This is a genomic window from Rhizobium sp. KNZ2-6A (assembly GCF_056755475.1).
Genome location: NZ_JBNDIC010000058.1, coordinates 1 through 21,963, shown reverse-complemented (window position 1 = coordinate 21,963; position 21,963 = coordinate 1). Strand labels below are relative to the sequence as shown.

Below are 21,963 nucleotides of genomic sequence, written 5' to 3'. Positions count from 1 at the left end.
CGGAAAAAATCTCTGACTCGTCCGAATAAAATGTGCCGGCGGTGTGTTCTCCCCTCGCAACGTTCATTTTGCCAAGGAGACAGTTCATGACGACCAAAGCATTTCGCCTGGCTTCCATCGCCCTCGGGGCAAGCCTGACCCTCGGCGCCTTTGCCGTTCCCGTCTTTGCCGCCGGCGACGATTCGAGCACGACGCCGACCTGCAAGAAGGGCGAGATCTACGATCAGAAGGCGAAGAAATGCGTCAAGCAGCAAAGCGCCAACGTCACCGATGAAAATCGCGCCGACTACGCCTATTCGCTGGCTAAGAAGGATCATCGCTACGAGGAAGCCCTGGCGGTTCTGGACACGATGAAGAACCCGAATACGGCCGAGGCGCTGAACTATCGTGGTTACGCCACCCGCAAGCTCGGCCGCACGGACGAGGGCATTTCCTACTACCAGAAGTCCGTCGCCATGGACCCGAAATATACGCTGGTCCGCGAATATCTCGGTGAAGCCTACGTCATCAAGGGCCAGTTGGATCTCGCCAAGGACCAGTTGAGCACGATCAAGACGCTCTGCGGCAATACGAGCTGCGAGGAATATCGCGATCTTCACGCCGCAATCCAGAACCCGTCCAGCCTGTAACGGCGGGCCTGGGTCAACGATGAAGACGCTAAGCAGGGAGCTTTGCGAGAAATATGGGAGTGATGCCGGTCGCTCGTAGCGCAATTTCTGCTTATAGTCTGACGGCAACGGAGCCGCCGAAACGGTCGGCGGCTTCCGGACATGCGAATGCGGCGGAGGATGTCATAGCGAGCGAAGAGGATATCAGGACGGGCCTGTCCCAGCATCTGACGCGGCTATGGCGCTATGGCGTGGTGCTGTCGCGCCAGCGGGACGTGGCCGACGATCTCGTGCAGGCGACCTGCGTCAGAGCTCTGGAACGGGCGGCCCAGTTCACATCGGGCACGCGGCTCGATCGCTGGCTGTTCGCCATCCTCCATTCGATATGGCTGAACGAGGTCCGTTCGCGCCGTGTGCGCATGGGGCAGGGCTTCGTCGATGCCGACGAGACGCTGGTTTTCGACGGCGCGCAGGAAACCGAAACGCATATTTTGGCCGGGCAGGTATTGCAGCGCGTGCAGGCACTGCCGGAGGCGCAGCGCACTGCGGTATTTCTCGCTTATGTCGAGGGACTGTCCTATCGCGAAGTGGCCGAAATCCTGGAGGTGCCGATCGGAACGGTCATGAGCCGGCTGGCGGCGGCGCGCGCAAAACTCGCTGATGGCATGGGGATGGTGGCTGACGGAAAATCTTCCGGAGGTGGGCGACTGGGGAATGGAAATGAGTGAATTGGATAAAGGACAGATGCCCTCGGACGAGCAGCTCACCGCCTTCATCGATGGCGAGCTGGATGCCGTCGGCCGCGAAAGGATCGAACGATTGATCGCCGGCGACGAGCGCGTGGCGGAACGTTTCGATTTTCTGTCGCGCAGCACGCTGCCCTTCACGGCGGCATTCGAGCCAATGCTCGCCGAGGCGCCGGCTGCGAAGCTGGAAGCCATGCTTGCGGCTATTCCTTCAGCAAGGGAGAGCAGGGCGCCGGCTGCCGGCATCCGTCGCCGTGGTTTCCTTGCGGCGGTTGCCGCAAGCTTCGTCGCCGCCATTGCCGTCGACCGCGCCGTGATCGGCCTTGGCCGTCGGCTTTCGAAGCCGGATGAAGATACCGAATGGCGTGCCGTGGTTGCGGAATATCTCTCGCTCTATACGGCGGATACACTGAGCGCCCCGGGCGGTGATCGTGCGCAACAGGTCGCGCAATTGAATGAGGTCGGCGCTAAGCTCGGCCTGTCTTTGGCGCCGGAGGCCGTGGCCATGCCGGGCGTCGAGTTCAAGCGCGCCCAGATCCTGAATTACGACAGAAGGCCGTTGGCTCAGATCGCCTATCTCGATCCGGAAAGCGGCCCCATGGCACTTTGCATCGTCCAGTCTGCCAAGGGCGCAGCCGCGCCGGATATGGAAAATCGCAAGGGCATGAATGTCGTCTACTGGTCGAGCCCCACCCACGCCTTCATGCTGATCGGCCATGCGCCGATCGATCGCATGCAGCAACTTGCGGCTGATGTTCAGGCGCGTCTGGTCGCCTGACGGCTGTTCCGCGCGCGGCTAAATTGGCGCGATTCAAAAAGAATTTGGCGAAAACCCATCCTGCTGGTATTCTCCGCTCAACGAAAATCAAACGAGCGCCTGCAGCATGCCCCAGGGCCTTGCGCGGTGCGGTGGAAAAGATACGTGAGTGACCCCGACAGCGGCTCCGCGCCGCAGGCAGACGGGGCGTCGGTAGCAGAGCGCAGGAAGGGTAAATCCTCCCGGCGCGCGAAGCGTAAGCGCAGCCATGGCCGCCCGAACGCTCATTCTGCGGAGGCCAGTCAGGCAGGCAAGTCCGGCCAGGCGGCGCAACGCCCAGCAGAGGATGAGGCCGGCTCGCCGGCCAGAAAGCGCAAGCGTCGACGCCGTGCGCGTGGCGCGGCCCATGGTGGCGCGCAATCCGCTTCCCAAACACAGCAGCAGCCCTCATCTGCGCCAGAACACCGTGCGGCAGCGGATGCCGGCCATCCATCATCGCACAAGAGCGGCAAGAATCGGCGAAAGCACCGCAGCAAGCGTGGCCTGCAGGGCCGGCCGTTGGCACATGAGAAGACGGCACAGATCGTCGCTCCCGCGAACATGCCGGCAAACGCCCATGCCCCGGCACACGACGATCATCGTCAGATCAGGCAATCGCAGCCTCGGCGCGAAGGCCAGGGGCAGCATCATTTTGCCGATGCTGATTCCCGCCCGCTCGACCTCTATGCCGCCCTCGATCTCGGCACCAACAATTGCCGCCTGCTGATCGCGCAGCCGACCCGCCCGGGCCAGTTCCGGGTGGTCGATGCGTTTTCCCGCATCGTGCGCCTCGGGGAAGGACTCGGCGCCAGCGGACGCCTCTCGAGCGATGCCATGGATCGTGCCGTGGAGGCGCTGCGCGTCTGTGCTGCCAAGCTGAAGACGCGCGAAATCCGCCGCATGCGGCTGATCGCGACCGAAGCCTGCCGCGCGGCCGACAATGGTGAGGCATTCCTTTCGCGGGTGACCGAAGAGACGGGATTGCAGCTCGAGATCATCGATCGCGAAACCGAGGCGCGGCTTGCCGTTTCCGGCTGCTCGTCGCTTGTGGGGCCGGAGGCGCGCTCGGTCGTGCTGTTCGATATCGGCGGCGGCTCTTCCGAGATTGCCGTCATCCGCATCGGCGAGAATCGCTCCAGCCGGCTTGCCAATCACATCACCCATTGGACCTCGCTGCCCGTCGGCGTCGTGACGCTCTCGGAGCGGCATGGCGGACGAGACGTGACGCCGGAGCTGTTCGAGACGATGGTGTGTGAAGTCGAGGGTATGCTTGAGCGTTTCGATTGCCCGCCGGTGCATGGTGCCGCGCGAGACAGCGGCGATTTCCATCTGATCGGGACTTCCGGCACGGTAACGACGCTTGCCGGCGTCCATCTCGATCTGCCGCGCTACGATCGGCGTCGGGTCGACGGTGTTTGGCTGTCGGACGACGAGGTGAGCGCGATGCAGGCGAAGCTCCTGTCCTGGGATTTTGCCGGCCGCGCCGCCAATCCCTGCATCGGGCCGGATCGCGCCGATCTGGTACTGGCGGGCTGCGCCATTCTGGAGGCGATCCGCCGCCGCTGGCCGAGCCCGCGCATGCGCGTTGCCGACCGTGGCTTGCGTGAGGGATTGCTGACCGACATGATGGCAGATGATGGCGTGTGGCGGCGGGGGCGTTCGCGCCGCGGCCATCGACCGAGGGATATGAAGGGGCCGCAGGCATGACCAAGCCGACCATCGCCGGCAACCGCACGGGCCGCAAGCTCGGCCAGCGCGTCAAGAAGAAGAAGCTGAAGGCCTCCTCGCGGCAATGGCTGCAGCGGCACATCAACGACCCCTATGTGCAGCGTGCCCAACTCGAAGGCTATCGCGCCCGCGCCGCTTTCAAGCTGCTGGAGATCGACGAGAAGCACCAGATCCTGAAGGGTGCGCGCCGCATCATCGACTTGGGTGCAGCACCCGGCAGCTGGTCGCAAATCGCCGCCAAGGTGACCGGATCGACCGAAGAGGATATCCGCGTCGCGGCCATCGACTTTCTTGAGATGGCACCGATTCCCGGCGTGAGCATCCTGCAGCTCGACTTTCTGGAGCCGGATGCACCCCAGCGGCTGATCGATGCAGTCGGTGGTACGCCTGATATAGTGCTGTCGGATATGGCCGCGCCGACGACGGGCCATCACCGCACCGACCATCTGCGAACGATGCATCTCTGCGAAGTGGCGGCGCATTTCGCCGTCGAAGTGCTGGCCGAAGGCGGGCACTTCCTTGCCAAGACCTTCCAGGGCGGCACGGAACGCGATCTGCTGGTCTTCCTGAAGCAGAATTTCCGTCAGGTCGTCCATGTGAAGCCCGGCGCATCCAGAGCCGAGTCGGTGGAAATGTTCCTGCTGGCGAAAGGCTTCAAGGGGCGCAAGCCGGAGGGTGAGACGGAAGAAGAACAATCCGTCGCCGCTCGTTAAATTCTACCATCCTCAATCGATAAATCGACGAAACCCTCGTTATGCGGCGGCTTGACCGAAGCGCAACGAGGGTTGGATCATCACTTTGCGGCCGGCTGCTGTACCTGCGGCTGCATGGTATCGACGCGCTTGAGACCGGCCTTGTGGCCGGAAACCATGGCACCGGCGCTGCGATCCATCCGGATGAAGGGGATGGTCGCAAGCACGGTCAGCACCGAGATGCAGAAGAAGGCGATGTGGAAGTCGCGCACCTGCAGTTCCGTGCCGCTGAAGAAGGTCGAGGTTTCCAAGATCATGGCGGCGACGGCGACCCCAAGCGCCAGGCTGATTTGCTGCATGACCGAACTCATCGATGTCGCCTGGCTCGCCTGCTTGTCGTTGATATCGGCGAAGGCAAGCGCGTTGATGCCGGTGAAGAAGAACGAGCGCGAGAAGCCGCCGATCAGCAATACACCGATGATGATGAGATGCGACGTCCAGGGTTGGAAAAAGCCGGTGCAGATCGTGGTGATGGTGGTGATCGCCGCTGCCGAAAGCAGTGCGGTCTTGAAGCCGACGGCGGTAAAGACCCGGCGGGCGATGAACTTCGTCGAAATCGCGCCGATCGCGCCGGCAAAGGTGATGAGGCCGGACTGGAACGGATTGAGGCCGAAGCCGAGCTGCAGCATCAGCGGTGTCAGGAAGGGCATGGCGCCGATGCAGATGCGGAACAGCGTGCCGCCGGTGACGGACGCGCGGAAGGTGGCATTCTTCAGCAGCGACAGGTCAAGGATCGGGGCCGGGTGACGGCGCGCATGGCCGACATAAAGAGCGCCGCAGACAAAGCCGATGACAATGGCGGAAATGCCGATATAGGGCGGCAGCGCCGGTAGGCTGATGACGGACATGCCGAAGACGACGCCGGATGCCGCGAAGGAGGTCAAAAGGAAGCCGATGAAATCGAGCTTCGGCGGCATGGTCACTTCCACATCGGGCAGGAAGATCGACGACAGGATGACGCCGAGGACGCCGACGGGCACGTTGATGAGAAAGATCCAGTGCCAGGAGGCATAGGTGGTGATGAAGCCGCCGAGCGGCGGGCCGGCGAGCGGGCCGACGAGCGCTGGGATGGAGAGCAGCGCCATGGCGGAAACCAGGTCGCTTTTCTGGGTGGTGCGTACCAGCACGAGACGCCCGACCGGCGTCATCATCGAGCCGCCGACGCCCTGCAGGAAGCGGGCGAAGACGAATTCGAGCAGGCCGCCCGAAAAGGCGCACATGATGGAACCGATGACGAAGACGCCGATGGCGATGCGGAAGATGTTCTTCGCGCCGAACCGATCCGCCATCCAGCCGCTGATCGGAATGAAGACGGCCAGCGACACCATGTAGGAGGTCAGCGCCAGCTTGAGCGTGATCGGGCCGACATGCAGATCGTTGGCGATGGCCGGCAGCGCTGTCGCGATGACGGTGGAATCCATCTGTTCCATGAAGAGAGCGACGGCGAGGATCAATGGAACGATGCGATTCATAGGCATCTGCCTTGATAGGTCTGTCTTCGGGAAGGCTGCCGCTAAGAGGCGATCAGCCGCTCTGTAGTGGTGTACGAGACTGCTGCCAATCCCCGATCTTGCTCCATCAAGGCTTGGGGATCACGTCTTCGTGATATCCACTGCCACATGGTGGGGAACGCAGGGTTTGACATATGCTAAGAGCATGTAAATGCTAAACGCATAAAACATCGTTCGGTGTATTAGCGGATTTGGATCGGGTTGTCATGATCAATTTTTCGGTCAGGCAGCATGTCTTCCCTGGCCGCTGCCGCCGTCGACGTCGATAGGCGCAGCTTACGTTGCGTATCAGCAAAGGAGTAAGATCATGAACGCTGTCCCGCCCTCAGACACGCACCAGTTCAAATTGGGATCCTGCACCGTCACCGTTGTCAAGGACGGCGCCAGCGTTATGGATAATCCCTGGGAGACCTTCGGCTCGAACCAGGCGCCCGATACGATTCGCAAGCTGCTGGAGCAGAATTTCCTGCCGACGGAAAAGCTCGTTAACAGCTATGCGCCCGCCATCATCGATACCGGTTCCGACGTAATCGTCGTCGATACCGGCTTTGGTGCAGCCGGCCGCGCGCGTGGCCTTGGCCGTTTTCGCGAGGGGCTGAAGGCCGTCGGCTACACGCCGGAGCAGGTCACTGTCGTCGCCCTCACGCATCTGCATGGCGATCATATCAATGGGCTGATGGAGGAGGGCGGCCCGGCCTTTCCGAACGCCCGCTACGTCAGCGGCGAGATCGAATATGGCTTCTGGACGGACAAGGCGCGTGAGGGAACGCCGGCGGAAGGCGGCCACAAGGCCGTGCTCGCCAATGTCGTGCCCTTCGCCGAGAAAATGACCTTCCTGAAGGACGGCGACCAGATCGTCAGCGGCATGACCGCCATGCTGGCACCGGGCCACACACCCGGCCATCTCGTCTTCCATCTCGAATCCGACGGCAGGCAGCTTGTCATGACCGGCGACACCGCCAATCATTATGTCCTGTCGCTCGGCCGACCGGATTGGGAAGTCCGCTTCGATGCGGATAAGGCGCAGGCTGCCAAGACCCGCCGCCGCATCTTCGACATGATCGCCGCCGACCGCATCCCCTTCCTCGGCTTCCACATGCCTTTCCCCGCCGTCGGCTTCGTCGAGAAGCAGCCGGAAGGCTTCCGCTACATTCCGAAAACCTACCAGCTGGACGTTTGAGATAAGCTAACCAAGGCAAACGGGATCGCACGTGCTAGATGTGCAATCCCATTTCAGTTCTGGACCACAGCACTTCGCCCGAGGCGAGGCTCAGTGCCCGCCAGCAGCCGCTGAATGTTCGCACGATGGCGTATGATCACGTAAAGACCGCCCGCAATCACCAGCAGCCGATAGGGTAACGGTTGCTCCAGGCCGCAGATGAGGGCAATCGCAGTCGCGGCTGCCAGGATCGAACCAAGCGAAACAATCCGAAAAGCAGCCAGCACCAGACCAAAAACCGCTAGAGCTCCTAAACCCGTTGGCCAAGATATCGCCAGCAGCAGGCCAAGTCCGGTCGCGACGGACTTGCCGCCCTTAAAATTTAGCCAAATCGGGCGGCTATGCCCCAGCAGCACGGCGAATCCTGCCAGGCAAACAGCCCAGGATACCCAGATTTGCAGATCAAGCGTTGTCGGCGGTGTAATGGATGGCAGTGTAGAGAGCCAAGGATAGAACCAACGGGCAAAGACGATTGCCGCGGCGCCTTTCAGCACATCTACCAGAAGCACCAACAAGGCGGGCCATTTTCCAAGGGTCCGCAATACGTTCGTTGCGCCGGTCGATTTGGAACCGTGCTCTCGTAGATCGATGCCCTTGAGGAGTTTCCCAGCCAGATAACCCGTGGGCAGGGAGCCGATGAGATAAGCGACCGCCAATCCAGCTATGCTCGCCATCCAGAAAGTCATAAGTGCCACCTTGTCTATGTCTTTGCCGTCATGGATCGCGAGCCGGAATTGCGATGTCGCGAAACTCCTGATTGAACAGACAGTTTTGCATTCGATATCATTGCGAACTAGGATAATTCCAGCAATCGCATTTCGCTGCACCTCACGCGAAAATATCCCCAGCGCCCCAATAATGACAACGAGACGCACGAAACGGTCTCAATCGTGATGCAGCAGTCGAATTCGACACCGAAGCCAGGGATTGGCATATCTGCCCCGCGCTTTTTGCTATTCCCTTCCTGTCATAGACGTGTTACCAGCCCTCGCCAACTTCCAAGCAACACTTGCAAGATCGCCCGGTAGACGATTCGTTCCGGGCTTTCCTGTTTTTCACAGACGAAGGAATTGGCCATGGCACGCATTATTGAAACGTCAACCGGGTTGGATGCGCTGACATTCGACGACGTGCTCCTGCAGCCGGGACACTCCGAGGTCATGCCGGGCCAGACGAATATCGCCACCCGCATCGCCCAGGATATCGAGCTCAATCTGCCGATTCTCTCCGCCGCCATGGATACGGTGACGGAAAGCCGCCTTGCGATCGCCATGGCGCAGGCGGGCGGCATGGGCGTTATCCACCGCAATCTGACGCCGGTGCAGCAGGCCGAAGAGGTCCGCCAGGTCAAGAAGTTCGAAAGCGGCATGGTCGTCAATCCGGTTACGATCGGTCCGGAGGCGACGCTTGCCGAAGCGCTCGGCCTGATGAAGGCGCATGGCATTTCCGGCATCCCGGTCGTCGAAAAGTCGCATCGCCTCGTCGGCATCCTCACCAACCGTGACGTCCGCTTCGCCTCAGATCCCGAGCAGAAGATCTACGAGCTGATGACCCGCGAAAATCTCGTCACGGTCAAGGATGGCGTGCAGCAGCAGGAGGCCAAGCGCCTGCTGCACCAGCATCGCATCGAGAAGCTGCTCGTTGTCGATGGCGATAGCCGTCTGGTCGGCCTGATCACGGTCAAAGACATCGAGAAGTCGCAGCTCAACCCGAACGCTTCGAAGGATGCGCAGGGCCGCCTGCGCGCCGCTGCCGCCATCAGCGTCGGCGACGACGGCTATGAGCGCGCCGAGCGCCTGATCGATGCCGGTGTCGACCTTCTGGTCGTCGATACCGCCCATGGTCACTCGCAGCGTGTTCTGGATGCTGTTACCCGCGTCAAGAAGCTTTCCAATTCGGTCCGCATCATGGCCGGCAACGTCGCCACCTATGACGGCACGCGGGCGCTGATTGATGCCGGCGCCGATGCCGTCAAGGTCGGTATCGGTCCCGGCTCCATCTGCACGACCCGTATCGTCGCCGGCGTCGGCGTGCCGCAGCTGGCCGCCATCATGTCGGCGGTGCAGGCAGCACAGGATCAGAACATCCCGATCATCGCCGATGGCGGCATCAAGTTCTCAGGCGATCTCGCCAAGGCGATCGCCGCCGGCGCATCCGCCGCGATGATCGGCTCGTTGCTCGCCGGCACGGATGAAAGCCCGGGTGAGGTCTATCTGTACCAGGGCCGCTCCTTCAAGGCCTATCGCGGCATGGGCTCCGTCGGCGCCATGGCGCGCGGCTCGGCCGATCGCTATTTCCAGGCCGAGGTCCGCGACACGCTGAAACTCGTGCCGGAAGGCATCGAAGGCCAGGTTCCCTATAAGGGGCCTGTCGCCGGCGTGTTGCATCAGCTCGCAGGCGGCCTTAAGGCGGCCATGGGTTATGTCGGCGGCGCTGATCTCAAGGACTTCCAGGATCGCGCCACTTTCGTGCGCATCTCCGGCGCGGGCCTTCGCGAGAGCCACGCCCATGATGTGACGATCACCCGCGAAAGCCCGAACTATCCGGGCGCGGGCGGCTGATCAATGGCGGATCGCGCTTCGGGCAACGCCAGGTCCGTGCTGCATAATTCCTTAAATCGTGATCGATTTAAGGATAAAATTATGCAGCAGATCAAAAGTGCTACAGCGACCTTTGCGTGTCACATATGACACGCGGCGCTGTAGAGGGTCTGGCGGCGATCCTCGCGGCTCTTTCGCTCGCACTCTTCGCCTGGATCTATGCCGGCTTTGTCAGAGCATTCAGCGCTGCCGCAGCCGGCCAGCAGATGCTTGATGCGCGCATCGGCGGCTATGAGCGCGACGATGTCATCGCCATGCTGCGCTACCTCAAGGATCATCCTGATCCGGCTGCCATCCTGCATTCCATGTATCTCGGGCCGGAGCTCATCTTTCCTCTGGTGCTGGGCGGCCTCCTGTTCTGCCTGCTGCAGCTGATCGGCCCTAGCGGTTTCTTCTTCGGCCGCGCGATCCCGCCCGGCGCGACGTCATTCATTTTCTGCCTGCCGATCTTTTATGCGATCGTCGGTTATGCCGAGAATATCGCCGGCCTCCTGCTTTACCCGCCGGCAATGCCCTCGGACTCGACCGTGACGCTTCTTGCAAGCGTTCTGCCTGTTATCGTCAGGCTGAAATTCCTGACGCTGGTGGTGACGGTTATTCTACTGGCCCGTTTCGCGATTTTTCGCTACCTGTCGCGCGACGGCGCTCGGCCGTCCTGATTGATCCTATCGGCTTTCGGAAATTCCAAGGGAGTGGGCGGCGTGACCGGCTATGAAATCTTTTGGCCCATGGTGGCGCATGCGGTGCTTGTCTTCATTCTCTATGCGCTTCTGGGATGGCGCCGCCGCGTATTGGTGAAGGCTGGTCGCATACAGCCCTCGCAATTTCGCGAGAACCACGCTGCTGACGAGCCGGCCGAAAGCCTGGTGGTGCGAAACGGCCTCAGCAATCAGTTCGAGCTTCCCTTGCTCTTTTACGCCTGCTGCATTGTGCTTTACACCACTCAGGCCGATAATCTTCCGGCCGTGATCCTCGCGTGGGTCTTCGTCGCCACGCGCTACGCTCATGCTTTCGTGCATGTGACCAGCAACGACCTGCGCTATCGCAGCCCGCTCTTTGCTCTCGGCTTTATGGCGCTTGTCGGCATGTGGGTCTGGCTCGGCATCTGGCTTGCCTTCTCCTGATGCCGCGCATGTTATCGCGATAACAACCTGCGGTAACGTGTTTGTGTTTTACCTTTTCCGCCACGCCATCGCCCGCTGACCTATCTTGTCAACGGGTGGGTGGCTGCTTGTGTCGGCTGCCGGGAAAAATGGGAGAACAGAACCATGAGCACGGAAAAGCCCGTTGTGACGCAGGCGATGATCAACGCCTATGACGAATACACGCATCTGACGCTCGACCGTCGGGGTTTCATGGAAAAGTTGACCAAGCTTGCGGGCTCGGCCGGGGCTGCCGCCGCGATCGCGCCGCTGCTCGCCGCTAACAAGGCGAGCGCCGAGGTCATTGCCGCCGATGACAGCAGGCTGGAGGCAAAGGATGTGACCTTTGCCGGCAGCAAGGGCGAAATGAAGGGCTATCTCGCTCGCCCGAAAGGCGCGGCCGGCAAGCTCGGCGGCGTCATCGTCATCCACGAGAACCGTGGCCTCAATCCGCATATCCGCGACGTCGTCCGCCGCATGGCGCTGGAAGGTTTCGTGGCGCTGGCGCCGGATTTCCTCTCTCCGCTCGGCGGCACGCCTGACGATGAAGACAAGGCGCGCGACATGTTCACCAATCTCGACCCAACGCTGACGGCCGCCAATGCCGAAGCGAGCCTGACCTATCTTGCCAAGGCCGATGGCGCCAATGGCAAGGTCGGCGCGGTCGGCTTCTGCTGGGGTGGCGGTCTCGTCAACCGTTTCGCGACGATCTCGCCGGAGCTGAAGGCAGGTGTCGCCTATTACGGCGCACAGCCGCAGGCGAGCGATGTGCCCAATATCAAGGCGGCTCTGCTCCTGCATTATGCCGGCCTCGACGATCGCATCAATGCCGGTATCGATGCCTATCGCAAGGAACTGCAGGCGGGCGGCAAGACCTTCGAGATCTTCGTCTATGACGGCGTCAACCATGCTTTCAACAATGACACGTCGGCCGCCCGCTACGACAAGAAGGCCGCCGATCTCGCTTGGGGCAGGACGGTCGAGTTTCTGAAGAAATATGTATCGTAACGACGCAAGTCGTTAAGAACGGCTTGTCAGCCATGCGCTGATTATCGAGGTCGAAACCATGTTTCGGCCTCGATTTTCGTAACGGCAATGGCGCCTAAGTAATGATTAAAATTCAACTTTTCCCTTTTACGTGCATTGAACGTGTCTGGTGTCATAGCGTCTGCCGTGTCCAGCGTCGTTCAGTACGAAAATGAAACGGGGAAAGAATGAATCCGGATAGGCCTGACCGCGTCACGTTCCGCAAAAGGCCGCAGCAGGAGCGAAGCATTCAACGCGTCGACGTCATCCTGTCGGTCGCGGCCAGGCTGATCGCCGAAAATGGCGTCAGCGCGATGAAAATGACGGAGCTCGCCTCGGTCGCGAGGATTCCGATCGGTTCCGTTTATCAATATTTTCCGGACAAGGCCGCAATCGTCGGAGCCCTGCTTGATCGGCACTCCCGCCTAATCCAGCAAAAGGTCGGGGAAGCCTTTGCGACCGTGACATCGCTGGATCATGCCATCGACTTGGTCTGCGGCATGATCGATTGGTATTATCACGAGTTTCGCGGCGATCCTGCCTATCTCGGCGTCTGGCTCGGCACGGATATCGACAGGGATATCCTGAAGCTCAACATCGCGCACAGCAATCGCGTCGCCGAAATTTTCCTGGAGAGCATTCGGCCTTACCTGCCGGCCGAAAGCCGCATCGACCTTGAGGCGCGCATCCAGCTTTTCAGCCATCTGATCGGCGCATCCGTCCGCTTTGCCATCATGAGCGACGATGAGATGGCTGTGCGCATGCTCCATGAATGGAAACAGGTGATCCGTACGACATTGCTGGCGGAGCCGGCACAATAATTGCGACTGGAAGATGTTTGGCTGGTGAGCCCGGAGGTCACCAGCCCGGCAGAATGTGCCCGGCGCGCAGCCGCGGAGAGAAGCGCGTATAGGTCTTCATCTCGCCATCCAGGTCATCGTCGACCGCAGCCGGCGTGATGTTGTCGAGGCAGGCCGAGATATGGGCGGTGATGGCGTTCATCAGCGATACGGACAGGCCGGCCCGCTTCATGATGCCGATCTGCACCGGCGGCAGCGGCGGGAAGCCGTCAGCCTGGGTCAGCACCTTCATGCCGGTCCTGAGCGCCGATTCCGGCATGACCGAAACCGCCATGCCGGCAAGCACAGCCGCGGCAACGACGGTGCAGGACCAGCTGGTGAACAGGATCTGATAGTCGCGGCCGCCGGCATCGAGCGCCGAGCAGGCAAGCTGGCGCCACTGGCAGTCGCGCCGCCCGACGGCGAGCGGGATGGGCGCATCGTCGCGCAGCGGATGGTTGGCCGAGCCGACCCAGCAGAGCGGTTCCGTCCGCACCACATCCGACATGCGTTCGCGCGGATTATGCGTGACCAGTGCGATGTCGAGTTCGCCGCGATGCATGCGCTCGGCCAGATCGACCGAGGGTTCGCAGACGATATAGAGCTCGACATTCGGATGCGTCTTGGCAAAGCGGCCGATGATTTCGGGCATATAGCGGTCGGCGTAATCGTCCGGCGTGCCGATGCGCAACGTGCCTTCGAGACGATTGTCGTCGAAAGCCGCCATTGCCTCATTGTTCAGACGGATGATGCGGCGGGCATAGTTCAGCAGCTTTTCGCCTTCGGCCGTCAGGCGGTTGCCGCGCCCGTCCTTGATGAAGAGCTGCTTGCCGACGCGCTCTTCCAGCCGGCGCATCTGCATGGATACAGCCGACTGCGTCTTGAACACCCGGTCGGCCGCCTTGGTAAAGCTGCCGGAATCCACGATTGCAATGAAGGTCTGCAACTGATCGATATCAAGCGGCGCGGACATGGCTCACCTATAAAGGAGTTTGATAATTACCATTAGAAACATTCGTTGGACTGATCAATAGGGCTTTGGCATCTTCCTAGTGCAATTCAGCATACCAATTGAACAGACGCTCTTGTCGAATTCCTCCCGGCCGACGCCCCTTTTCCGGAATACCGGAAAGGGGCTTGGCTGGCGTGTGCCCCAAGGAAAGGACTACGGAAATGCGCACGACAGATCGGACCCTTAATCTCGGCCTTGCAACGCCATCGCTGTCGCTGACGGCACGCACGATGCTTGCTTTTGCCAAGCTGGCATCCGTCTGGCGCGCAATCCGAAATCGCAGGGAGATCCACTATCTGAACGAGCTGAACGATGCGCAGCTGCGCGACGTTGGCCTGACAAGGCAGGATCTCGATGCCGCGCTGACCACCTCGACCTTCTTCGAGGACCCGTCCAGCCATCTGACCAATTCCGCGCGTCGCTGCGCGCGCCTCTCCGCCTTCAGCTTCCGCGGCTGATGTGGGACAACAGTTTCCCCGCAGGGTGATAGCCAATAAGCCCTGCCTCTTTCCCGGTGTTCGGCCCAAGGGCCAACACCGGGTTTTTTCTTTTTATGACCGTGTTTCCGCAATGGATCATACGCGGACAAGTTGCCTCCGGCGGCAACTGTCTTATCTTCATTTGATCGGATAGCAGGGATTCGACGATGGCAACGGTGATCTTCTTCCACTCCGTCTACGGCTTGCGCTCCCTCGAGCATGAGGCGGTGGAGCGCGCGCAGGCCGCGGGCCACAAGGCTTTCGCGCCGGATCTCTATGATGGGCTGATCGCCCGATCGATCGAGGAGGGCTTCGAATTCAAGGACGAGATCGGCTGGCCGACGATTTGCGAGCGCGCGGAGTGGGCGCTGGCGGGCCTGCCCGCCTCGACGGTGCTTGCCGGGTTTTCGATGGGCGCCGGCGTCGCGTCGAGCCTGTGGCCAAAGCGGGAAAAGACCGCCGGCATCCTCTTGCTGCATGGCCTTGCCACCATTGCCGACAATGCCCGCAAGGGCCTGCCATTGCAGCTTCATCTGGCCGATCCCGATCCGTTCGAACCGGCGGAGGAAGTCGCCGCCTGGCGGCAGGCGGCCGACCGATCCGGCATATCGGCGGAAGTCTTCACCTATCCAGGCGGCGGCCACCTCTACACCGATGCCAGCCTGCCTGATTACGATGCCAAGGCGGCGGATCTCACCTGGAAGCGGGTCATCGATTTCCTCGATGCCATCGACGCCAAGGGTTGAACTTGCCCCTGACTTTGCGCGCCGGACTTGAACTGATGCCGCTTGTCGCCTAGCTTATGGGCATTAATAATACCAACAGGATGTGTGCAGCAATGGATTCCACCTCGACCGCAATGCCGTTCAGCCTTGCCATCGGGGAAATTTTTGCTCATGCCCATATCCATCGTTCTATCCAATCTTTCGTGGTCCACGCCTGACGGCCGGCCGCTTCTTTCCCATCTCGATCTGAGCTTCGGCACCGAGCGCACCGGCCTTGTCGGCCGTAACGGCGTCGGCAAGACGACGCTGATCAAGCTCGTCGCCGGAGACTTGCAGCCGCAATCCGGCAGCATCTCCTTCAACGGCCGATTGGGCATCCTGCGCCAGAGCGTGCAGGTGAAGGCGGACGAGACCGTTGCCGATCTCTTCGGTGCGACCGAGGCCCTTGCTGTGTTGAAGCGTGCGGAAGCCGGCGAAGCGACCAATGACGAACTCGCCTCGGCCGACTGGACGCTCGAGGCGCGCATCGCCGCAGCCCTTGCTCGCGTCGGGCTCGACGTCACCCCGGAAACGCCTCTCGTGACGCTATCAGGCGGACAGCGCACGCGTGGTGGTCTTGCTGCGCTTATCGTCGACGATCCCGATTTCCTCATTCTCGACGAACCCACCAACAATCTAGATCGTGACGGCCGCGCAGCTGTCATCGATCTGCTCTCGGGCTGGAGGGCAGGCGCCATCGTCATCAGCCATGACCGTGAGCTGCTCGACACCATGGATGCGATCGTCGAGCTGATATCGCTCGGCGCATCGCGCTATGGCGGCAACTGGACGCAGTATCGCGAGCGCAAGGCGCTGGAGCTTTCCGCCGCCGAGCATGATTTCGCGGAGGCGGAGAAGCGTGTCGCCGAGGTGGAACGAAGCGCCCAGGCAGCTGTCGAACGGCAAGCCCGGCGGGACAAGGCCGGCCGGAAGATGGCGGCCAAGGGCGGCATACCACGCATCCTGCTTGGCGGAATGAAGGAGCGAAGCGAGATGACGAGCGGCGAAAATACCCGCCTTGCCGAACGCCGCCGTGCCCAGGTCCTTCAGGATGCCGTCGCCGCCCGCGAAAAGATCGAGATCCTGCAGCCCCTGACCGTCAAGCTGCCGACATCGGGGTTGCCGGCAAACAGGATCGTCCTGCGGATGGAGGGTATCACCGCCGGCTACGAGCATGAGCGGTCGATCCTGCGCGATTTTGATTTCATCATGACAGGACCGGAACGCGTTGCCGTCACCGGGCCGAACGGTTCGGGCAAGACGACGCTGCTGGCGCTGATTTCGGGTACGTTGGAGCCCTGGAGCGGGACGGTGCGGGTCGTCCATTTGGCTCTGCTGGACCAGAGGGTCAGCCTCCTTGACCCATCGCTGTCGATCCGCGACAATTTCAGACGGATCAACCCGGAGGCTGACGAGAATGCCTGCCGTGCCGCGCTGGCGCGCTTCATGTTCCGGGCTGATGCCGCGCTGCAGATCGTCTCCAGCCTCAGCGGCGGCCAGCTTCTGCGCGCCGGGCTCGCCTGCGTGCTTGGCGGCGCGGTGCCGCCCTCGCTGCTTGTTCTCGATGAGCCGACCAACCATCTGGATATCGATTCCATTGCGGCGGTCGAAGCTGGGCTGCGGGCCTATGACGGCGCGCTTCTGGTCGTCAGCCACGATGAGGTGTTTCTCGACAATATCGGAATAGAGAGACGGCTCGAACTACCTGCCCGAGCCGTCCCGGATCGCTGAGGGATCGCGTCAGACGTGGCTGGCGCCAGCAATGCGATCGAGTTCCGTGATCGCATCCTCCGGCAATCTGAGCTCGGCGGCTGCGATATTCTGCTTGAGGTGGGCCAGCGACGATGTGCCCGGAATGAGCAGGATGTTCGGCGCACGCTGCAGGAGCCAGGCGAGCGCCACCTGCATCGACGTCGCGTTCAGGCGGGCGGCGACATTGGAAAGGGCCGAGGATTGCAGCGGCGTGAAGCCGCCGAGCGGGAAGAAGGGCACGTAGGCGATGCCATCGGCGGCAAGTGCGTCGATCAGGCTGTCGTCTGCGCGATGGGCAAGATTATATTGGTTCTGTACGCAGACGATCTCCGTGATCCGGCGGCCCTCGGCGATCTGGTTGGCTGTGACATTGCTGAGCCCGATGTGACGCACCAGACCTTGCCGCTGCAGGTCGGCCAGAATGGTCAGAGGTGCTTCGATGGACCCTTCGGCAGGACCGTGCACGTCCAGCATGATGCGGAGGTTAACAACATCGAGCACGTCGAGTTGCAGATTGCGCAGATTGTCATGCACCGCCTGCTTCAGCTCGTCGACAGAAAAAGCCGGCAGCCAGGATGCATCCGAGCCGCGTCGCGCGCCGATCTTGGTGACGATGGTAAGATCGTCGCGATAGGGATGGAGCGCTTCGCGGATCAGCCGGTTGGTCACATACGGACCGTAGAAATCGCTTGTATCGATATGGTTGACGCCGGAGGCGATCGCTTCGCGCAGGACTGCGAGCGCGGTGTCATGGTCCTTCGGCGGGCCGAAGACACCGGGGCCTGCGAGCTGCATGGCGCCGTAGCCAAGCCGTTTGACCTTACGGTCCCCAAGGGTAAAGCTGCCGGATTGATCGATGCTGGACATGGCTGTCTCCTTTCAAGATGAAAGCAGAAATAGGCTCAGTCTCAGTGTATGATAAGCGGGCGCAATGCGCACGGGCTGTGCGGAATTACGAACAATGATTGAGGATCGAAAGTGACGCCGTCACTCTTGTTTCGGCGCCGGCTTGTCCTGCGTCTTCAGATAGCTGTCGAAGATCGCTTCCATGTTCTTCTGATAGCTCTTCTGCACTTCCAGGCCGCTGTCGAACATGGCGTTGAACATCTCGGTATAGGCGGCCATGTCGATGCCGGCGGCGGGCTTGGCCTTCGGCTCTTCCTTCGGCGGCTCTGATGGCATCGGGAAGTTCTTCATCATGTCCTGGAAAGCTTTGGCAAAGGGATTGTCGAGGAACGGATTGGTCTGCGCCGGCTTCCCGCGCTTGACCGAATCGGCGCCGAACATCAGCTCCATCGCCTGGGTGAAGGGGTTGTCGAAGATGCTCGCCTGCGGTGTCGGCTGCTGCTTCGGCGCAAAGCCGATGCTCTGCAGCCAGCTCTGCATCATTTCGCCCATATCGGTATTGAGGAAGGGATTGGCCATCTGCGGGATCTGGCCGCTGGTTTCCTTGAAGAGACCGCCCATCAGCGTATCGGCCATGGCGGGCAGCATGCGCTTGTAGATCTCCTGGCCGATGCCGGTCATCTGGGCTGCCTGCGCCGCAACTGCGCGGGAAACCTCCTTGGAGCCGAACAGCCTGCCCAGCACCGCATTGCCGTCGGCGATGCCTTCGGGCGTGAAGGCCTTGGTCATATCCTCGAAATATTTGGCATAATTGCCCGAGCTGATGTCCTGCATCACGCCCATGAAATTATAGGGATCGGTCGCGCTGCGCTTGAAGCCGGAGGAAAAGGCTGGCATCAGCGCGGCCATCGCCTTGGTCGCCTGCTCCTGCGCCAGGTTGAACTGCTTGGCCATGGCCTCCGTGGCGGCGCCGTTCTGTGCCTGCATCATCATGTCGAAGAGTGGCAGCATCGAAGTCCCTTTCCCCGCTATGAGGCCGCTTCGGAATCAGGCGGCGCTTTATGCCGATACTATAGCGGAAAAAAGAGAGCGCATACCGGTTTCTGCCGTCATCCTATCGATGCGATGACGGCAGTCGATCGGCTATCAGTACTGATATTCCTCGAAGATCGGCTCGACGGACTGGTTCCAGCGGCCGTTGTAGAGCATCAGCAGATCGTCGGCGAGCGTACCCTTCTTGGCGAGCACTTCGTCGAGCGGCGAAAGGAAGACGGTTTCGTCCAGTCCGTCACCATTCAGGCGGCCGCGGTTCTTCAGGCCGAGGCGGGAAATGCCGACCACTTCGCGCGCCACATCAAGCAGGCCATGGCCCTTGATCGCGGCCTTCAGGCCCTGTGCCGGCACCGCATCCCGCAGCGCGTTGACCTCATCGAAGCTCCAGTCCTTGGTCAGCTCGTCGGCAGCCGTCAGCGCCTCGTCGTCATAGAGCAGGCCGACCCAGAAGGCCGGCAGCGCGCAGATGCGCCGCCAGGGGCCGCCGTCAGCGCCGCGCATTTCCAGGAAGCGCTTCAGGCGCACGTCGGGAAACAGCGTCGAAAGATGGTTCGTCCAATCGCCCATCGTCGGTTCCCAATCGGCGATTTCGCCCTTCAGCGCACCATCCATGAACTGGCGGAAAGTGACATGCGTACAGTCGTGATAGCGGCCCTCGCGGACGACGAAATACATGGGAACGTCGAGCGCCCATTTCACATAGTCTTCAAAGCCGAAATCGTCGCGGAAGGTAAAGTCCAGCAGGCCGCCGCGGCGGTTGTCGGTGTCCTTCCAGATCTCACCGCGCCAGGAGGAAAGACCGTTCGGCTTGCCTTCCGTAAAGGGGGAGGAGGCAAAGAGCGCGGTTGCCAGCGACTGCAGCTTCATCGACACGCGCATCTTGCGGCGCATGTCGGCTTCCGACGAGAAGTCGAGGTTCACCTGGATCGTGCAGGTGCGATACATCATGTCGAGACCCTTGGTGCCGACCTTCGGCATGTAGCGGGTCATGATGTCGTAGCGCGATTTCGGCATGCGCGGCGTTTCGGCGAGCGTCCATTTCGGGCTGCCGCCGACGCCGAGGAAACGGATGCCCATCGGCTCTGCGATCTCGCGCACCGTCGCCAGATGACTGTTCGATTCCTTACAGGTCTGGTGGATGGTTTCGAGCGGCGCGCCGGAGAGTTCGAACTGGCCGCCCGGCTCGATCGAGATCGCGCCCATGCCGGAGGGTTCGCCAAGCCCGATGATGTTGTCGCCATCCATGATCGGATCCCAGCCGCTCTTCTTCTGCAGCCCCGTAAGGAGCGCGGAAATGCTGGCCTCGCCGAAATAGGGCACGGGGCTGTTGTCGGCACGGAAGAACACGAACTTCTCGTGTTCCGTGCCGATGCGGAATTTCTCCTTCGGCCTGCTGCCGGCAGCCAGATAGGCTGTCATTTCCGAGACCGAGGAGAGCGGAGTCTGGTCGGTGGTATCGCGCGCCATGGTATTACCTTAGATCTCGGAGAAGAGCCCGCGCAAGCCGCAGGTCAATAGGAGGGTGATTGACGCGGATTGACGTACGGTGCAAGTGAATTTCTTTCAAGGGTCGTTCAAAAAAATAGGATTTTGTGTCTCGCCAGTGCATCACAGCCGTGTCAGCCGCCGGCTTGTTTGCACAAGCGTTCAAGACGTCTCGCCGTGGGCATGGATAGTTTTGCTTCGATTGACATCAATCGGAGCATATCGATGAACGGTCCGAACGCCCTTTACTATCCTATACTGACTTTGCTTCTGGCCTCCCTGGTCATCATGGGAAGCCCAGGCCCTTCGACGATCAGCGCGACGGCCATGGGCGCGGCCTATGGCTTCCGGCGCTCGCTTGGTTACGTCTCCGGCCTGATCGCGGGCACGGTCATGGTATTGCTGGCCGTGGCGGCGGGCGTCGTTGCGATCCTGCTGTCGGTGCCGCATGGCGCCTTCCTGCTGACGGCGGTCTCGACCGTTTATATCCTGTATCTCGCCTTCAAGATCGCCACCGCGCCGCCGCTGTCGCGCCGCGGCGATCAGGTCGTGGCTCCGGCCTTTTCAGGCGGCTTCCTGCTGGCCGTCGCCAATCCCAAGGCCTATCTCGCGATCGCCGCCGTCTTTGCCGGGGTCAGCCTGTTTCAAGACCAGCGGCTGCTCGATGCAACCGTCAAGATCGTGCTACTGACGGGAATGATCGTCGCCATCCACATGGTGTGGCTTCTTGTCGGCGCTTCGCTGTCCCGCTTCCTTCAAAATCCAAGGGTCTCGCGGATCGTCAATATCTCGCTGGCGATCCTGCTGATCGTTGCAACTGTCGTTGCGGTCTTGGAGTAAGGCTCAGTTCCAGTCGCCGATAACAGCCTGGATCACCGCCATGGCGGCAACGGCCGCCGTATCGGCGCGCAGGATGCGCGGACCGAGCGGAATGGCGGTAACGAAATCGAGGTTGCGCAGCAGTGCCCGCTCCTCTTCGGAAAAGCCGCCCTCGGGCCCGACCAGCAGCGCCAGATGCTTCTCCTTCACCTGCGTCAGCAGCGGCAGCGGATTCTGGCCGGCATCGCCTTCGTCGCAATAGATGATGCGACGCTCGCGCGGCCAGTGGGCGAGCAGCTCGGCAAGCTTTACCGGCTCGGCGACATCGGGAATGCCGAGGATGCCGCATTGCTCCGCGGCTTCGATGACATTGGCCTTGACCTTGTCCAGATTGGTGATCTTGCCCTGCACATGCTGGGTCATGACCGGCTGCAGCAGGCCCGCGCCCATTTCCACGGCCTTCTGCACGAGATAATCGAGCCGTCCGACTTTCAGCGGCGCGAAGAGATAATGCAGGTCGGAGGGGGCCGGCTGCGGCCTTGTTTGCTCGACGGGCGTCAGCAGGATGCGCTTGCGGGAGGGAAAGGCGATGCTGACCCTCCACTCGCCGTCGTGGCCGTTGAATACGAGCAGTTCGGCGCCATCCTCCATGCGCAGAACATTGGCAAGATAGTTGAACTGATCCTGATCAACCTCGATGGCGATGCCTGCCTTGATATCTGCGGTCACGAACAGCCGCTGCATGCGGAAATTGGCGCGCATGGATTACCCCCGGAATGACTTAGA

General features: G+C 61.3%; 22 protein-coding genes. 15 read left to right on the top strand and 7 right to left on the bottom strand.

What is annotated here, in order from left to right; all coding sequences use genetic code 11:
- Positions 1–86: 86 nt before the first annotated feature.
- The 5 genes from ACPYOP_RS28155 to ACPYOP_RS28135 all read left to right on the top strand — a co-directional run bounded on the left by ACPYOP_RS28155 (position 87) and on the right by ACPYOP_RS28135 (position 4,591).
- The gene (locus tag ACPYOP_RS28155) at positions 87–629 is read left to right on the top strand and encodes a tetratricopeptide repeat protein (protein ID WP_481413551.1); all 543 of its coding nucleotides are present in this window, start codon (positions 87–89) and stop codon (positions 627–629) included.
- 62 nt (positions 630–691) lie between these two features.
- The gene (locus ACPYOP_RS28150; RefSeq protein ID WP_481413550.1) at positions 692–1,336 is read left to right on the top strand and encodes an RNA polymerase sigma factor; all 645 of its coding nucleotides are present in this window, start codon (positions 692–694) and stop codon (positions 1,334–1,336) included.
- Complete coding sequence (locus tag ACPYOP_RS28145) at positions 1,329–2,132, top strand: anti-sigma factor family protein (RefSeq protein WP_481413549.1); 804 nt, start codon at positions 1,329–1,331, stop codon at positions 2,130–2,132. The genes ACPYOP_RS28150 and ACPYOP_RS28145 overlap by 8 nt, the downstream gene beginning before the upstream one ends.
- Before the next feature lie 144 nt (positions 2,133–2,276).
- On the top strand, positions 2,277–3,857 hold the full coding sequence (locus tag ACPYOP_RS28140) for a Ppx/GppA phosphatase family protein (RefSeq protein WP_481413548.1): 1,581 nt from the start codon (positions 2,277–2,279) through the stop codon (positions 3,855–3,857).
- Positions 3,854–4,591, top strand: a complete 738-nt coding sequence (locus ACPYOP_RS28135) for an RlmE family RNA methyltransferase (RefSeq protein WP_481413547.1) — start codon at positions 3,854–3,856, stop codon at positions 4,589–4,591. The genes ACPYOP_RS28140 and ACPYOP_RS28135 overlap by 4 nt, the downstream gene beginning before the upstream one ends.
- 80 nt (positions 4,592–4,671) lie before the next feature.
- On the opposite strand, the gene ACPYOP_RS28130 is transcribed toward ACPYOP_RS28135, so the two are convergent.
- Positions 4,672–6,102, bottom strand: a complete 1,431-nt coding sequence (locus ACPYOP_RS28130) for an MFS transporter (RefSeq protein ID WP_481413546.1) — start codon at positions 6,100–6,102, stop codon at positions 4,672–4,674.
- A 346-nt stretch (positions 6,103–6,448) separates the two neighbouring features.
- Here ACPYOP_RS28130 and ACPYOP_RS28125 point away from each other — a divergent pair, with 346 nt between their 5' ends.
- Positions 6,449–7,321 carry an MBL fold metallo-hydrolase gene (locus tag ACPYOP_RS28125; protein WP_481413545.1) on the top strand — a complete coding sequence of 291 codons (873 nt, stop codon included), beginning with the start codon at positions 6,449–6,451 and terminating at the stop codon, positions 7,319–7,321.
- A gap of 53 nt (positions 7,322–7,374) precedes the next feature.
- Here the strand turns inward: ACPYOP_RS28125 and plsY are convergent, their stop codons facing one another.
- A complete protein-coding gene (plsY, locus tag ACPYOP_RS28120) occupies positions 7,375–8,046 on the bottom strand; it encodes a glycerol-3-phosphate 1-O-acyltransferase PlsY (protein WP_481413565.1) in 672 nt (223 codons plus the stop codon).
- 390 nt (positions 8,047–8,436) lie between these two features.
- On the opposite strand from plsY, the gene guaB reads away from it, so the two are divergent.
- The 5 genes from guaB to ACPYOP_RS28095 all read left to right on the top strand — a co-directional run bounded on the left by guaB (position 8,437) and on the right by ACPYOP_RS28095 (position 12,949).
- The gene (gene guaB / locus ACPYOP_RS28115) at positions 8,437–9,921 is read left to right on the top strand and encodes an IMP dehydrogenase (RefSeq protein ID WP_481413544.1); all 1,485 of its coding nucleotides are present in this window, start codon (positions 8,437–8,439) and stop codon (positions 9,919–9,921) included.
- A 125-nt stretch (positions 9,922–10,046) separates the two neighbouring features.
- Positions 10,047–10,619, top strand: a complete 573-nt coding sequence (locus tag ACPYOP_RS28110) for a hypothetical protein (RefSeq protein WP_481413564.1) — start codon at positions 10,047–10,049, stop codon at positions 10,617–10,619.
- A 42-nt stretch (positions 10,620–10,661) separates the two neighbouring features.
- Positions 10,662–11,084: an MAPEG family protein gene (locus ACPYOP_RS28105; protein WP_481413543.1), complete on the top strand. Its 423-nt coding sequence runs from the start codon at positions 10,662–10,664 to the stop codon at positions 11,082–11,084.
- Positions 11,085–11,228: 144 nt separating this feature from the next.
- Complete coding sequence (locus ACPYOP_RS28100) at positions 11,229–12,110, top strand: dienelactone hydrolase family protein (protein WP_481413542.1); 882 nt, start codon at positions 11,229–11,231, stop codon at positions 12,108–12,110.
- Positions 12,111–12,316: 206 nt separating this feature from the next.
- Complete coding sequence (locus ACPYOP_RS28095; protein WP_481413541.1) at positions 12,317–12,949, top strand: TetR/AcrR family transcriptional regulator; 633 nt, start codon at positions 12,317–12,319, stop codon at positions 12,947–12,949.
- Between the two features lie 37 nt (positions 12,950–12,986).
- Here ACPYOP_RS28095 and ACPYOP_RS28090 read toward each other — a convergent pair whose 3' ends face one another.
- Positions 12,987–13,940 carry a LysR substrate-binding domain-containing protein gene (locus ACPYOP_RS28090; RefSeq protein ID WP_481413540.1) on the bottom strand — a complete coding sequence of 318 codons (954 nt, stop codon included), beginning with the start codon at positions 13,938–13,940 and terminating at the stop codon, positions 12,987–12,989.
- A gap of 200 nt (positions 13,941–14,140) precedes the next feature.
- On the opposite strand from ACPYOP_RS28090, the gene ACPYOP_RS28085 reads away from it, so the two are divergent.
- The 3 genes from ACPYOP_RS28085 to ACPYOP_RS28075 all read left to right on the top strand — a co-directional run bounded on the left by ACPYOP_RS28085 (position 14,141) and on the right by ACPYOP_RS28075 (position 16,953).
- Entirely contained in the window at positions 14,141–14,437 is a 297-nt protein-coding gene (locus ACPYOP_RS28085; RefSeq protein ID WP_481413539.1) for a DUF1127 domain-containing protein, read from the top strand.
- Positions 14,438–14,625: 188 nt separating this feature from the next.
- Complete coding sequence (locus ACPYOP_RS28080) at positions 14,626–15,204, top strand: dienelactone hydrolase family protein (protein ID WP_481413538.1); 579 nt, start codon at positions 14,626–14,628, stop codon at positions 15,202–15,204.
- Between the two features lie 150 nt (positions 15,205–15,354).
- Complete coding sequence (locus ACPYOP_RS28075; RefSeq protein ID WP_481413537.1) at positions 15,355–16,953, top strand: ABC-F family ATP-binding cassette domain-containing protein; 1,599 nt, start codon at positions 15,355–15,357, stop codon at positions 16,951–16,953.
- Positions 16,954–16,962: 9 nt separating this feature from the next.
- On the opposite strand, the gene ACPYOP_RS28070 is transcribed toward ACPYOP_RS28075, so the two are convergent.
- From ACPYOP_RS28070 to ACPYOP_RS28060, 3 genes are all read right to left on the bottom strand, one after another.
- The gene (locus ACPYOP_RS28070) at positions 16,963–17,841 is read right to left on the bottom strand and encodes an aldo/keto reductase family oxidoreductase (protein WP_481413536.1); all 879 of its coding nucleotides are present in this window, start codon (positions 17,839–17,841) and stop codon (positions 16,963–16,965) included.
- A gap of 120 nt (positions 17,842–17,961) precedes the next feature.
- On the bottom strand, positions 17,962–18,831 hold the full coding sequence (locus tag ACPYOP_RS28065; protein ID WP_481413535.1) for a DUF937 domain-containing protein: 870 nt from the start codon (positions 18,829–18,831) through the stop codon (positions 17,962–17,964).
- Positions 18,832–18,966: 135 nt separating this feature from the next.
- Positions 18,967–20,340, bottom strand: coding sequence for a glutamate--cysteine ligase (locus ACPYOP_RS28060; protein ID WP_481413534.1), 1,374 nt, complete (start codon positions 20,338–20,340; stop codon positions 18,967–18,969).
- Between the two features lie 243 nt (positions 20,341–20,583).
- Here ACPYOP_RS28060 and ACPYOP_RS28055 point away from each other — a divergent pair, with 243 nt between their 5' ends.
- Positions 20,584–21,198: a LysE family translocator gene (locus ACPYOP_RS28055; RefSeq protein ID WP_481413533.1), complete on the top strand. Its 615-nt coding sequence runs from the start codon at positions 20,584–20,586 to the stop codon at positions 21,196–21,198.
- Positions 21,199–21,201: 3 nt separating this feature from the next.
- Here the strand turns inward: ACPYOP_RS28055 and ACPYOP_RS28050 are convergent, their stop codons facing one another.
- Complete coding sequence (locus ACPYOP_RS28050; protein WP_481413532.1) at positions 21,202–21,939, bottom strand: 16S rRNA (uracil(1498)-N(3))-methyltransferase; 738 nt, start codon at positions 21,937–21,939, stop codon at positions 21,202–21,204.
- Positions 21,940–21,963: the final 24 nt, after the last annotated feature.